We start from the raw sequence: 13,098 nt of genomic DNA, 5'->3' as shown, positions 1-13,098 counted from the left end.
GTGCCTGCCGAGTACTACATCGACTACCGGTGGATCCTGGAGCGGCAGGAGGAACTGCTCGACGAGGATCTGAGCGTTGCCGACTTCAGCGTCTTCGTCGGCATGGCGGCCCGGCACAAGGTCGACCCGCCCCGCTACGACTACCACCACCCTGACGCCTTCTGGCGGGCCGCCGTATTCCTGGAAGAGTGCGTGTTGCTCCGGCCGCTGCCGTCGCGGAACGAGCTCTTCGGGTATGGGCTCGCCGTCGCGTACCTGGAACTCTCCGGCGAACGCGTCGACACCAAGTACGAGCTCTGGCGGGACCTGATCATCGACGTCCGCGCCCGCCGGACCGACTCGTACGGGATCGCTGAGCGTCTCCGATCGTGGCGGACGCCGTAAGAGCGGAACCGCACCGAGACCGGTGCCAGCCTGGCGCAGATGCTTCGACGCCCTGCGCCTGCGCGCTCTGGCGGCTGTCAGTGCCGTCGGGCAAAGTCGGGCCAACACGAAGGCGGCTCCTCCCACATCTACTGGGAGGAGCCGCCTTCGTTGCTTGCTACGCGAGGCTGTTCACAAACGTTGTCCAGGCTGCCGTCGACGCGTGGAAACCCGGACCTGGGTTCCGCGTAATTCGTTCGGCTGGAGACGCGAATCCGGGGTGTGACCTGGGCGGACATGGGTGAAGGCGCCTGGAGAGCGTTTCTCTAGGCGCTGGTGTTCTGGCTGGTCAGCGGGGTGTGGGCTTCAGGTCGATGATCTGCTTCGGGACGGGGACGTCGAGCTTGGCCAGCAGGTCACGCTGGGGCTTGGTGAGGGCGGTGACCTGCTTGAACTGTCCGGTGGGCCCGGTGAAGGTGCCCAGATGGAGGCGGTCGAGTTCGCGGCGGGCAGTGGTCCAGGTAGTGCCCGTGGTGGTTTCGGTGATCCGGATCAGCAGCAGGGCCAGCCAGCAGAGCAGGACGTGTGCACGGATCCTTTCCTCGCGGCGGTGGTAGACCGGTCTGAGGTCGATGATCTGCTTCATGTCCCGCCAGCCGCGCTCGACTTCGAGGAGCTGCTTGTAGCCGAGTGCGATGTCCTCGGCGGACAGGTGCGGGTCGCTGCAGCGCAGGAGGTACTTGCCGTCGAGGTTGGCCTCGGTCTTGACGCGGGCGGTGTCGAGGCGGAGCTTGCCGGTAGGGGTGGTGCGCAGGTAGCGGTTCAGGCCCGGCTTGCCGGCGATCTTCCCGCGGAGCTCTCCGCGCTTGAACTCGCTCAGCTTGTCAGTGTCCTCGATCAGCTCGCTGAGCTGGGCGACGAGCTGTTCTCGGACGTGTTCGTCGCGGAGGGCGGCTTCGGGGTTGTGGCAGATCACGAAGCGTTCGGCATCGGAGACGCGGACCTCCTTGACCCGCATGTTCCTGGTGATCTCGGCATAGCGGCCCTGCCGGGACAGGGCGGCCTGGGCCTCGTCGCTTCCCGAGCGGAGCTTCTCGCCGATGATGTAGGCGTCGGCGCCCTGGCGGAGGTAGCGACGGTTGCGCTCGGACGAGAAGCCACGGTCGGTAACCCACACGATCTTGGAGAGGGTCCAGTCCCGCATGTCGTCCTTGACCTGCCGGATCAGCCTCTGGTCACCTGTGTTGCCCGGCCATGACCAGACCCTGACCGGGATGCCGTCGCGGGTGACGGCCATCCCGATCACGATCTGCGGCAGGTCGTCGCGGGAGTCCTTCGACTTGCCCCAGGTCCGAAAGCCCACCGGACCGGGCACCTGGCAGTCCTGTTCACCGCTGGCACCGGCCGGTGCGTCCTCGGTGGCGGCGGGCATGCCGCGTTCGTCGCGGGCGACGGGCGTATCGGCGTCCTCGACCTCGAAGTAGGTGCTGGTGGTGTCGAAGAAGAGCAGGTCGACCTCCAGGTTGAGGAGGTTGGCGACCTCGTCGAAGACCTGCTTCTCCAGGTCTCCTGCGACCTCGTGGAGCCAGTCCATCGCCCGGTAGCAGGCGTCGTCATCGACCGTGTCCAGCCCGTCGACGTGCACGTCGTGGCTGAGCCACTCGGCGGCGGCCAGTTTCGAGGACGGGGCCAGGGCCCGGTTCGCGACCAGCCCGAACAGCACCCGCTCGGTCGCCGTCATGTCCCGGCGCCGGCCGCGCTTGGGCTGCCCGACCCGGCCCACGATCTGGTCGATCCGCAGTCGCCGCCACAGTTGATCGAGAACGTAGGCGCCGCCGAAGGCGACCGAGGAGACGTACTCCAGGTCGCCCGCCGCCGTCGAGGCCAGCGCCTCTCCCGGCTCCAGCAGTCGCGATAGAGACGCGACCAGCCGTTTGATCGCGTCGCGGTCCAGGTCGTCATCGCGGCCGAAGGAGTACAGGACCCTCGGGACGGCCCGCCCCTTCACTGGATCCCACTCGTTGTGGGCCAGATGCAGGTACCGGACCGTGCCCGACTTGTTCTCCCGCTTCGTCGTCTTCACGTACACGACTCCAGACCCTATGGAGCAACTCCAGGTCACCGCAGGCGAATTGACGAAACCGCGTCTCTAGACGAATCTCACCGTTCCACCAGCCCTCAGGCCGTCGACCTGCACGTTCAGACCGCCAGGACCTCCAGCCAGGCCGAATTGCGCGGAACGCAGGCCGGAATCGTGGTGTCTTTCGAGTCCCGGACCTGGACGGCCTTCGGCTCTGTAAGGACCTCTACACAGTTGTTGCCGGTGGGGTCGGAGTACGACGACTTGCGCCACCCCCCGTTCGGGAAGTGGTCGGCAAGGCGCTCGTTATGAGAGACGTCAGTCATCAGATAGACCTTTGGTTAGTTCTTGCATGATCTTGGGTGTGTCTTCGGGGGCTTCGGCTGACGGGGTCATCGCGTCGAACCAGTTGGTGAACTTCGTGTACCTCGGTCGCCCTGTCCGACATGGACACGGCTCCCCACACTCAGGTGCCCGCTGGCACCTGCCCCGACCGCAGAGGACTGGGCGATAACTCTCCCGATGCCCCGCAGAACGGCTCTTCTGGAGCCCCCGTACCCGCTGCTCCCCGAGGTGCGCTCATGGATGTGTCCATTGCCCGGTCCGGCGGCCCGGACGACAGAGTGCGGGTCGGCGAGATACGGCGTACTACTGACGCGGTACTGGCCCAGTCACAGTGCGATGTACCGCCCGAACTGCGGGACGCGGTGGCACTCGTCGTCACCGAGCTCGTCACCAACGCGCTCGTGCACGGGACCGGCGATGTGTCGATGCAGATGGACCACGGTGATGACTCGGTGTTCATCGCCGTTGAGAGCGGCGCGGGCGACCAGGAGCCACAGGTGCGGGCGACCGAGCTGACCATGGGGGCGCCCACCTGATCCGCCGCAAGCTCAAGATCAGTACGATCCGCACGTACATGTCGACAATCCGCGCCGCCATGCCCCCGGCCAACGCCCCGACAACAGCCTGTACCTCACGCTGCTCACCCGCTACCGCAAGACGGACAAGGGAGCGTCCCGCGTGAAACGAGCCTTCCCGCTCACCCTGCCCTACGTCCTGCCACTGGCCGAAACCGCCGAGCGGGACGGCCGCGCGATCGGCGTCCGCGACAGCGCCCTGTTCGTCTTCTTCTACCGGTTCCTGGCCCGCAGCAACGAAGACGTCAACCTTGACATCGAGGACCTGGCGATCGGCGTCGACCGCATCACGGTGTCGCTGGACAAGGACAAGACCGACCAGAACGAAGACCAGACTCTGGTCCTCATGGACCGCCCCGGCCCTGCCCTGGTGCCCCGTATACGCCGCTGGCTCGCCCATCTCGCCGTCCACGGCATCACGGAAGGCTCGCTCTTCCGCCACCTGCTGAAGAACGGCCAGCCCGCCATCGGCTTCCGCGCCACCGTCGACACCGAGCGCGGGGACTACCTGCGCCCCAAGGTCGTTCGCGAGCGCCTCAAGCACTGGTTCGCCAAGGCCGAACTGGCCACCGACGGCTGCCCGGTGTCCTCACAGGGCTTCCGCGCTGGCGCTGCCACGGATCTCGCCGAACACAACGCCACCGCAAAGCAGATCGCCGTAGCAGGCCGGTGGAAAGAGGACTCCACCATCCCCGAACGCGTCTACCTCCGCCCCGCCAAGGCCGCCCAGCACGACGTCTTCAGCGTCATCCCCACGAACACCCCCGACCCGGCATAGCGGACGAGCGCGGCACCCTGGCGGCTGTCAGTGCCGTCGGGCAGGGTAGAGGCGGGAATGCAAAGTGGGCCTCCCCAAATCCCCTGGGGAGGCCCACCGGTACTTGCTACCGACCGAAGTCGTCGCTGTTCACCGACGTCACGAAGTTCGTCCAGGTCGACGGCGTCACCGTGATAACCCGGCGAGTCGGCGCCTTGCTGTCGCCGACGTGCAGCGAGGCGGCCTCAGCGCCGACGACCAGGCAGTTCCCACCGTCTTGGCCGCTGTAGGAAGATTTCCACGTGTGCATCGTGGAAGTGATGTCGTTCAAGGTCAGAGGCTTGTTCTGGTTCATTTCCATAGTTTCTCTTCTAGATCGTCCAGGATCTGGGCCGTATAGGACGGCCCTGGTGCCGCCTTGGCCATGGCATTGAATGAGCGCTCGTAGAACCCCACATCGGATGCTGTGTCCCACATGGTGGTTGCCTTGTGGCTGTCGCTCTGCACGACAGGGTCCAACACCTCATGGAACTCCAGGATGGTGAAGTTGTACGCGCCCCGGTACATGTTGGGCAGATCTTCGGGAATGACCTGCACCTCCACGTTCTTTTCGGTACAGAGACGCTTGATCTCGGCGAACTGACCACGCATCACTTCGGGGGTACCGATCAGCGTTCGGAGAACGTTCTCCGTCATGATGATGTGGACCTGGCGCTCACCGTCGAGCAGCTCCTTGCGCTCCATCCGCGCGCGCACGCTGCTCTGGACCTGATCGGTCGTTCGTTCCTCGATGACCTTGGCGGAGAGCATCTGTGCCCATGCGTACTCTTCGGTCTGGAGCAGGCCATGCACGTTGTAGTTCTCGTAGCCCCGGATCGCGGCAGAGTCACGTTCCAGGCCGAGGTAGCGGGGCATCCCGGACGGCAGGTAGTTCCGGTAGGACGTGATCGGCTCGGACTTCAGGGAATCTCGCTGCATCTGAAGCAGCTCCTCCTGATCGTCCCGGCCCGTGACCTCGTACATCTCCAGCAGGGCCTTGAGGTCACCGAGCTTCGGCAGCGGGATCTCGCCGGACTCAATCCGGCTCAACTTCGCCCTTGAGAAGCCCAGCGCCTTGGCCGCCGCGTCGATCGAGAGCCCGCCGTCGAGGTCCCTGCCTTTCCTCTCACGCAGCGCCCGCAACTCCTTGCCGAGCATGACGCGCATCGTCGTGGGTCCCCGCCGTTTTGCCATCCGTCGCCTCACTTCAGTGCTCTGCCCGGAAAACCGGGGGTCCTGTCCGGAGAATCGCGACCCCTGCTCGGCAAAACGAGGCCCCAGCCCGGATTCTGGCACGCCCTGTCCGCGCATCACACCCCCCTGTCGTTATTTGGCACTTGCCAATTAACGAACTTTGGTCCGTTCGCTTGAACGTTAACTACCGCGTGCATCAAGGTAGTTGAGGAAGCAGCCCACCGTTCCATCTCAGCGCAGAGGACGAGACATGGCACCCCACCCCGTAGACCACACAGCATCCGCCTCCGAGCGGAGCTGCGCGACGGGGCAGGCACCCTACGAGGTCTACAAGCTGCCCCGCACGGGAGACGTTCGGCCCTGGCCCGGCCGGATACGACAGATCGTGGCCGCCAAACTGCGGCACGCGGACTACCCGGAGGGTGTGGTGTACCGGGCCAAGCTGGTCGTCTCCGAGTTGGTCACCAACGGGTTCCAGCACGGTTCCGGTGACACCGTCGACTTCGGTTACCTCGTGCACGACGACGGGGTGTTCCTCGCGGTCGACAGCGGGTCCCCCGTGACCGTGCCGGAAGCCGCTGACCCACTGGGCACCGACGCCGAGAGCGGCCGGGGCCTGTTCCTCGTGAGCGAGTACGCCGACTTCGCCACGATCGCGCGGAATCGCGTCTGGGCGGTTCTCAACGCCTCCGGCGACGCCGCATGAGCGCCGCTATATGGGAGGAACTTGACTGGCCGCGTTTCACGATCGGCGCCGTCCTTCTCGCCCTCATGGGGTGGCTCCTGCTCCGAGCCCAGTCCTCGATATCGCCCGCTGACCCGCAGGACGACGAGGTTCAAGAGGCTGAGCCCTGGCGGGCGCCGGAGCCGCCCGAGCAAGCAGGCCGCAGTGGCAGCGGCCCTCACGATCCCCCGGCCGCTGCGCGTCTCGGACCGCAGCCGCCGGGAAGCAGGCCGCCGCACCTGGGGTGGTGCCCAGGGACGACGACGGCCCCTGCTGTCCCGCCCTGGGGAACGAAAGGAGACGCGGCGGGACAGCACCCTCGCAACACGGCAGACCTCCGATCCGCGCTGAAGGGAGAACCTGATGCGCCTGGCCACAAGGCCCCTCGGTCGCCGTCGGCGGCCCACTCCGGTCCCCCAGTGGAAGCCCCCGGTCGACGCCGCGACTCTGGCCCGCTTCCTGATCACACTCTCTCCGGAGAGGGTGCTGAGCAGAGTCCTGGATGCGGTCGGCGACGTGCTCGACAGCCAGGAGTCGCCCGAGTACACGCTGCCCGCGCTCGACGTCCTGCTGCGCGCCGGCCTGGAACACCTCGCTCGCCTCGCAAGCCGCTGCTGGATCGAGGAGCCGCTAGCAGGGCTTATAGCCCGCGCCGGAGAGTTGCAAAGCAGCGACCTCCCGGCCGATATCGAGAGCGCGCAGACGTACATACGGCAGATGGCACTGACCGCTGAAGGACTGCTGGAGCACCTCATCGAGGCCGAGGTCATCGGCGAGATCGAGCCGCCGCCAGCCGTACCGCAGGAACACTCACAGAACTGGTACCTCCATGCCTGACCTTCAGCCCGTCTTAGACGGCGCGGTGAACTCCTTCCCGGGATCGCCCCCGCCCGACCCGCCTGCCCCACACACGTACGCCGTCCACGTGAAGGCCGAGTGCGCCGCCATCATCGGCTGGACGATGCCACCCGACTGGCAACGCCTCCTGACGGCCGCCAGCGACCTGCGCGGCTTCTACCAGAGCGTCGTCAAAGCCACCGACGAGACCCGGATCACCACCCGCCTGATGGGAGGTCGCACCGGGCTGGAGAACTACCGGATCGCGCTGGCGAGGGGCCGCGAACTCGTCGACGACCTCGACTGTAGGGTCCGCGGCGCCACCGGCAAGGACCGGGAAGTACAGGCACTGGGCACCGTGCAGGAACTGGCCCGGAAGGTCCGGGTGCTGGCCTTCGAGCTCGACTTGCAGCAGAACCATGCCGGCGCCCAGCGGCAGATCGAACGCTTCGCCGCCGCTTCGTCCGCGCACGCCCCCGGCACCCGCACTCACCCCCTGCGGCTCCCCCCTGCTCCGCAACGTCAACTGACGTCCATCCTGTCCGCCACCCACCTTCCAACAAGGAGCACATCATGAACCGCACGCGTACCACCCACCTCTTGCTGACGGCCGCCATTGCGGTCGGCGCCGCCCACACCGCCCTCTCCGCCCGCGACCGCCAGCGCGCCCGCACCCAGACCTCCGCCCGCCACCACCTCACGCTCCTGCGCGCCTACCCCGGGTACGGCAGCAAGCTGCTGGAAGACAAGTCGGAAGAAGAGAGCAAGACTCTGGTTGCCTGCAACGCCTGGGTCTCCTTCTGGGCAGCTCAGTTCGATGCGGGTGTCCTCACCCGGGAGCACCTGCGCATCCAGATCGACCGCTTCCTCGACGACGCACCGGGGCGTGGGTACTGGGAGTGGGCCCGCACATCCTGGGCGCAGGCCCCGAAGCGGCACTACTTCCGCAAGGTCCAAGAGGTATTCGACGAGGTGACGGCAGCCCGGGAGCTGGGGCAAGCGGCGTGAGCGCGGGTTCCGACCTCCTGGACGACGTCCCACCGTCCCACGTTCTGGACCGGGCGCGGCAGTTGGAGAGCGCCCACGAAGCACTCCTGAAGCGCATCGACCCGAAAGCCGTTCCGGCCGCGCTCCGCTCCCGGTACGACACCATCCTCGTCAAACGCCACCGTCTCCCTGTGTGCATACGTACCGCTCAGAGCCCCCTGGTGCGGCTCGTGCACTTTCGGCTCCTCAGCGAGCACGTCGGCTTCCTGGAAGAGCTGTCCGCGTTGCCGGGCCAGGTGCAGGCGGAGGACGGATGAGGACCGAGACCACCGTCGATGACCTGTGGATCACGGTCCGGATCAACCGGGCCATGAACGAGGTCGGACTACCGCCAGCCCCCGAAGATGACGTGGCGCTGGCCGCCGAACTGGTCACCGCTGCCCATTCGTTGCTCAGCCAGGTGGACGCCGGTCGTGTTCCGCTGCCCCATCCTGCACGGGTCCAACGGGCGATAGCGGCCAGCCGGAAGATGGCCGCGGCTGGCTGACCTGATGCGGGCAGCCCGGTCACTGTCCGGTACTACTGCCGCGATCTGGGCGCGAAGCTCCGGCGCGTGCAGTATGCGGTCACCCACTACTAGCGGTTCCGAGGCCGTACCCGTATCGGCGCGGTACTTCCGTGCCGGTCTGCTCCGCCCTCTGGAGCAGACCGGTGCAGGGGTCCTGTACCCCGCAACTCCCCTGCACCGCAGGCGAGTTTGGTTCCGAGCGAAAGGCACGACATGAGTACGAGCGTCGCTCCCACCTCCCAGCAGACGGTCACGGCCCCGGACACCACGGGGATCGGCCCGGACGACTGGGAGCTCGACATCACCATCACGGACGCCCCGCGTCCGGCCGTCGCGAACTGCGACACGAACGACACCTGCGAGTCGACCTGTGACTCGTCCTGCGCGAGCGACTAGTCCACTCGCAGGTGCGGGGCCGGGAGAACACTTCCCGGCCCCGCACCAACCTCCTCGGGAACGGAGACCAGGTCACGTGAAGCCCCCTGCTCTGCTGCGCCGCGGTGACGTCCTGCTGCTGCGTGCTGCCGCACGCCCCCTTCCCGCCCCGGACACCATCCGGTGGCCTTCCATGGACGACATGGAGGAGTGCCGGGCGTGGCTGGCGTCGGTATGGGCGGACCCCGCCTTCGCCACGGCGGTCCGGGCCGCCTCTCCCCCGTTCACCGCCGCCGTGGAGGCGGTGCTGAGCGGGCAGAACACCGCAGACAAGCAGACGCGGAGGGTCACCGCGTCCACGGCCCGCTATCTGCTGCGCTACACCGGACGCCCCACTCCCTTCGGCCTGTTCGCCGGGGTGGCACGCGCCCACGAAGGTCCGGCGATGGGCCAGATCCGTCCCGAGCGCCGGGTGGTGGTGGCCGCCGATGCCCTGTGGCTGGATGCGGTCCGCCGCGATCTCCACACCCGCCCCGACGCCCTGCCCCACCTCACCCTCCAGGCCAGCAACCTGGCCGTGCGGCACGGCACCGAAGTGCGCCGCACCCTGGTCGGCGGGCAACAGGCGCGGCTGCGCCTGACCCGGCCGCTCGCCGCGGTGTTCGACATGACGATCGCCCCGGTGCCGTACGCGGAAGTCGCCGCCCGGCTCGCTGACCTGGGCGGAACCCCTCAGCAGATCACCCGCATCGTTACCGGAGCCCTGGAGAACGGGTTCTTGCTCAGCAACCTGTCGGCACCGATGACCGCAGCCGACCCGCTCGGCCGCCTCCTGGACGTCCTCGAACCCCACACGTCCCGGCTGGCGGCGGAGACCGCCGGGATACTGGGAGCCCTCCAGGGGGTGCACCAACTCCTCGACATGCACGCGCACACACCCGACACCACCGCAGCCGACGCCCTGCGGGAAGTCATCGTAGAGCGGATGACCGCCGTGAGCGGAGCCTCCCGGACCAAGCTGAACACCGGCCTGGTCCTGGACGCCACCGTGCAGATCCCCGCCGTCGTACTCGACGAAGCAACGCGCGCCGCCGACATCCTGCTGCGCCTGACCCGCACCCGGCAGATGCGCCCCGAATGGGCCGCCTACCAGCACGCGTTCTGGGAGCGGTACGGGGCGGGCACCCTGGTCCCGGTCCAGGACGCGATCGACCTCGCGGCCGGCGCAGGGCTCCCGGCAAGTTACCCCGGGTCCGTACTGCCGGAACCGTCTTCGCGCATCCTGGCGCGCGACGAACTCCTCGCCGCGAAGGCCCTGGAAGCCGCCGTCAGCAGGACCACCGAGGTCGTCCTCACCGACGAGGACGTGCGGGTACTGGCCACGGACGCCGACGACAACGCGCCGACTCCCCACACCGAGCTCGGCATGCGCCTGTACGCGCCGGACACGACGGCCGTGGACCGCGGGGACTTCACGCTCTCCGTGCACCCCGCCTGGAGCGGAGGCTGTTTCACCGGCCGCTTCGCCGACCTGCTGCCCGACAGCGGACTGCCCGACCTCTACGCGGCGCTGCCGACGCTGGTGCAGGGCGCGCTGCCCGCCCAGCTCAGCTTCACCCCGGTCTATCCGCACGCCCAGAACGTCGCCCGGATTCCGGCCTACCTGAGGCACGTGATCTCCGTGGACGAACACCGGGAGCCGCATGCCTCGGTGATCCCCCTGGACGACCTTGCGGTGATGTCCACCGGCACCACCCTGCTCCTGGTCAGCCTCTCCCGGCGGCAGATCGTGGAACCGGTCGTCCTGCACTCGCTGGCCCTGGAGAAGCAGGCGCCGCCGCTCGCCCGGTTCCTCGCTCGCGTCGCCCGGGCCCCGGCGACGACGTGGACCCAATTCGACTGGGGGCCGGTGGCCGCCAACCTGCCCTGCCTGCCGCGCGTCCGCTACCGCAGGGCGATCCTCTCCCCCGCCCGGTGGCGGCTGCCGGCCTCCGCCCTGCCCGCCGGGCGCTTCACCCACGACTGGGCGCAGGCCCTGGGCGCGTGGGCGAAGACCTGGTCGTGCCCCCCGGTGGTGCACCTGCGCCAGGACGACCGCACTCTCCGTCTGGACCTGGGCACCCCCCTGCACCAGCGGCTCCTCCATACCCACCTGCTGCGCCACGAGAGCGTCGATCTAACCGAAGACCTTGAGTCGGAACTCGGCGGCTCCGGATGGATCGGCCACGCACACGAGATCGTCATGCCGCTCTCCTCGACCCGCCCCCCGCTGCCGCACCCCGACCTCACACACGCCCCGGTCGTCACAAACCGGGACCTGCCCGTACCCGGCGAACCCGCCCAGCCCTGGGTGCAGGCGCAGCTCACCACGCACCCCACGGTCATGAACCAGATCCTCACCGCGCGGCTTCCGCTCCTGTTGGCCGAACTCGGCGATCCGGCGTGGTGGTTCGTCCGCTACCGCTCCTCCGCCCAGGACGAGCACCACCTGCGGCTCCGCATCGCCGCCCCCGGGCCGGACGGCAAGCCGGTCCTGGCCGCCCTGTCCGCGTGGGCGAAGGGCCTGCAAGGCGACAAGCTCGCCGCTGGACTGCTGTTCAACGCCTACCGCCCCGAGCAGGGCCGCTACGGCACCGGGAAGGCGATGGCCGCCGCCGAGGCCGTGTTCACGGCCGACAGCCACGCGGTGCGGCTGGCCCTGACGCATCTGCCGGACAGCTCCCGCCGGGTGCTGTGCGCGCTCGGCATGCTCGATCTCGCGCACGGGCTGCTGGGCTCCGACGAGGGCACCCGGTGGATGGCCGCCACCCCCGCCCCGCTTCCCGGGGTCCCGCTGGTCACCCGGGAAGCGGTGAAGCACGCCCGCACCCGGGCCCGCGAACTCCTCACCAGCAGCGGCCCGCTCGCCGAGGCCATCGAAGCCCGCCGGACCGCGCTTCTCGCCTACCGGACCCACCTGCGCGAGGGGCACGTCCCGCGGGTCCTGGAATCACTCCTGCACATGCACCACAACCGCCTCATCGGCCTCGACCGGGACAGCGAAGCCGCATGCCGCTACGCCGCCCGCCAGACCGCCCGCACCCTCCAACACCAGACGGACACCCCATGACACACCCCCACCCCCACGATCTGGGGCGCGGACTCGCCGGGACCATGCTCCTTCACGGAATCACCGCCCGCACCCCCAACGACAGGGCGCAGCTCCGCGCGACCGCGAAAGCACTCGCCCACACTCCGGTCAGTACCGCAGACGCCTCCCTCTACCAGGACCTACCCGCCGTGGCGTACGCCTTGAGCACCTGCGCCGACAGCATCTTCGAGGCCGCGGTCCGCAAAGCCGACCCTCAGATCGCCGTCCTCGCGAAAGAACGACTGGCCGCCGCGCACCGGCGCATCGACGAGGGCAGCACGCCGCCCCGTACATGGGAGTACGACCTCATCAGCGGGCTGAGTGGATACGGTGCCTACTTCCTCCACCGGCAGCAAGACCCCGAGACCCTGCACGACGTGCTCCGCTACCTGGTGCGGCTCCTGGAAGTGCCGGTGACCGTAGCAGGCCGCCCCCTGCCGGGCTGGTGGTCGGCGAACCCGCCCGACAGCCGGGAAAGCGAGGGGCGTGCCAACCTCGGCCTCGCCCACGGAGTGGCCGGGCCCGTGGCGCTCCTGGCCCTCGCCGCGCGCGCCGGGCACACCGTCCCGGGCCAGAAGGAGGCCCTCCAATACGCCTGCCACCTACTCGCGGGGTGGCGGGTGGCCCCGCCCGACAGCGACGCCCCGGGGTGGCCGGAGACGCTCACCCTCGCCGAATGGCGAGCGGGCAAACCCTCCGCCACCGTTCCGGGCCGGCCGTCCTGGTGCTACGGCACCCCAGGGATCGCCCGCGCCCTCCAACTCGCCGCGCTGGCCGTCCGCAGCCCCGATCACCAGCAGCTCGCCGAGACCACGTTCTGGGCCTGCCTGAACGACGACCGTCAGATCGACCGCCTCACCGACCTCACTGTCTGCCACGGCTGGGCCGGACTCCTGCTGACAGCCGACCGCATCGCCGCCGACGCCGCCGATCACCCCAAAGCCCGCCTGGCCGAGCTGAAGGAGTCCTTCGCCTTCGGCGCCCGCGAACGGGCCTCACCGCCAACTCCCGGCCTTCTGACCGGGGACGACGGAATTCAGCTGGCCCAACGCACCCTCGACGTCTGTGACCCGGTTGATCCCGGGTGGCAGACCTGTCTCCTGCTCACCTGACGAAAGCGAGCG

General features: G+C 68.5%; 16 protein-coding genes. 12 read left to right on the top strand and 4 right to left on the bottom strand.

Going from position 1 to position 13,098, the window contains the following annotated elements; genetic code table 11:
* The gene (locus OG897_RS32085; protein ID WP_266662315.1) at window positions 1-384 is read left to right on the top strand and encodes a toxin Doc; all 384 of its coding nucleotides are present in this window, start codon (window positions 1-3) and stop codon (window positions 382-384) included.
* A gap of 328 nt (window positions 385-712) precedes the next feature.
* Here OG897_RS32085 and OG897_RS32080 read toward each other — a convergent pair whose 3' ends face one another.
* Window positions 713-2,446, bottom strand: coding sequence for an IS1634 family transposase (locus tag OG897_RS32080; RefSeq protein ID WP_266662186.1), 1,734 nt, complete (start codon window positions 2,444-2,446; stop codon window positions 713-715).
* A gap of 116 nt (window positions 2,447-2,562) precedes the next feature.
* A complete protein-coding gene (locus OG897_RS32075; RefSeq protein ID WP_266662313.1) occupies window positions 2,563-2,769 on the bottom strand; it encodes a DUF397 domain-containing protein in 207 nt (68 codons plus the stop codon).
* A 255-nt stretch (window positions 2,770-3,024) separates the two neighbouring features.
* Between OG897_RS32075 and OG897_RS32070 the strand changes: the two genes are divergently transcribed.
* Both OG897_RS32070 and OG897_RS32065 read left to right on the top strand, forming a co-directional pair.
* Complete coding sequence (locus OG897_RS32070) at window positions 3,025-3,324, top strand: ATP-binding protein (RefSeq protein WP_266662311.1); 300 nt, start codon at window positions 3,025-3,027, stop codon at window positions 3,322-3,324.
* A gap of 142 nt (window positions 3,325-3,466) precedes the next feature.
* On the top strand, window positions 3,467-4,141 hold the full coding sequence (locus tag OG897_RS32065; RefSeq protein WP_266662309.1) for a tyrosine-type recombinase/integrase: 675 nt from the start codon (window positions 3,467-3,469) through the stop codon (window positions 4,139-4,141).
* A gap of 106 nt (window positions 4,142-4,247) precedes the next feature.
* On the opposite strand, the gene OG897_RS32060 is transcribed toward OG897_RS32065, so the two are convergent.
* Together OG897_RS32060 and OG897_RS32055 are read right to left on the bottom strand one after the other, a co-directional pair.
* Window positions 4,248-4,475, bottom strand: coding sequence for a DUF397 domain-containing protein (locus tag OG897_RS32060; RefSeq protein ID WP_266662307.1), 228 nt, complete (start codon window positions 4,473-4,475; stop codon window positions 4,248-4,250).
* Entirely contained in the window at window positions 4,472-5,317 is an 846-nt protein-coding gene (locus tag OG897_RS32055; protein WP_266662305.1) for a helix-turn-helix transcriptional regulator, read from the bottom strand. The genes OG897_RS32060 and OG897_RS32055 overlap by 4 nt, the downstream gene beginning before the upstream one ends.
* Window positions 5,318-5,603: 286 nt before the next feature.
* Here OG897_RS32055 and OG897_RS32050 point away from each other — a divergent pair, with 286 nt between their 5' ends.
* From OG897_RS32050 to OG897_RS32010, 9 genes are all read left to right on the top strand, one after another.
* On the top strand, window positions 5,604-6,059 hold the full coding sequence (locus tag OG897_RS32050) for an ATP-binding protein (protein WP_266662303.1): 456 nt from the start codon (window positions 5,604-5,606) through the stop codon (window positions 6,057-6,059).
* A 381-nt stretch (window positions 6,060-6,440) separates the two neighbouring features.
* Window positions 6,441-6,914: a hypothetical protein gene (locus tag OG897_RS32045; protein WP_266662301.1), complete on the top strand. Its 474-nt coding sequence runs from the start codon at window positions 6,441-6,443 to the stop codon at window positions 6,912-6,914.
* Window positions 6,907-7,491 (top strand): hypothetical protein, encoded by a 585-nt coding sequence (locus OG897_RS32040; protein WP_266662299.1) that lies wholly within the window; start codon window positions 6,907-6,909, stop codon window positions 7,489-7,491. The genes OG897_RS32045 and OG897_RS32040 overlap by 8 nt, the downstream gene beginning before the upstream one ends.
* Window positions 7,488-7,922, top strand: coding sequence for a DUF6082 family protein (locus OG897_RS32035; protein ID WP_266662297.1), 435 nt, complete (start codon window positions 7,488-7,490; stop codon window positions 7,920-7,922). The genes OG897_RS32040 and OG897_RS32035 overlap by 4 nt, the downstream gene beginning before the upstream one ends.
* On the top strand, window positions 7,919-8,218 hold the full coding sequence (locus OG897_RS32030; RefSeq protein ID WP_266662295.1) for a hypothetical protein: 300 nt from the start codon (window positions 7,919-7,921) through the stop codon (window positions 8,216-8,218). Before OG897_RS32035 ends, OG897_RS32030 begins: the two co-directional genes overlap by 4 nt.
* Window positions 8,215-8,448 (top strand): hypothetical protein, encoded by a 234-nt coding sequence (locus tag OG897_RS32025; protein WP_266662293.1) that lies wholly within the window; start codon window positions 8,215-8,217, stop codon window positions 8,446-8,448. The genes OG897_RS32030 and OG897_RS32025 overlap by 4 nt, the downstream gene beginning before the upstream one ends.
* Before the next feature lie 234 nt (window positions 8,449-8,682).
* On the top strand, window positions 8,683-8,865 hold the full coding sequence (gene fxlA / locus OG897_RS32020; protein WP_266662291.1) for an FxLD family lanthipeptide: 183 nt from the start codon (window positions 8,683-8,685) through the stop codon (window positions 8,863-8,865).
* Window positions 8,866-8,941: 76 nt separating this feature from the next.
* Window positions 8,942-11,953, top strand: a complete 3,012-nt coding sequence (locus tag OG897_RS32015; protein WP_266662289.1) for a lantibiotic dehydratase — start codon at window positions 8,942-8,944, stop codon at window positions 11,951-11,953.
* On the top strand, window positions 11,950-13,086 hold the full coding sequence (locus OG897_RS32010) for a lanthionine synthetase C family protein (protein ID WP_266662287.1): 1,137 nt from the start codon (window positions 11,950-11,952) through the stop codon (window positions 13,084-13,086). Before OG897_RS32015 ends, OG897_RS32010 begins: the two co-directional genes overlap by 4 nt.
* Window positions 13,087-13,098: the final 12 nt, after the last annotated feature.

The organism is Streptomyces sp. NBC_00237, assembly GCF_026342435.1.
Taxonomy (GTDB): Bacteria; Actinomycetota; Actinomycetes; order Streptomycetales; family Streptomycetaceae; genus Streptomyces.
This window is presented reverse-complemented; position numbering and strand designations above follow the sequence as displayed.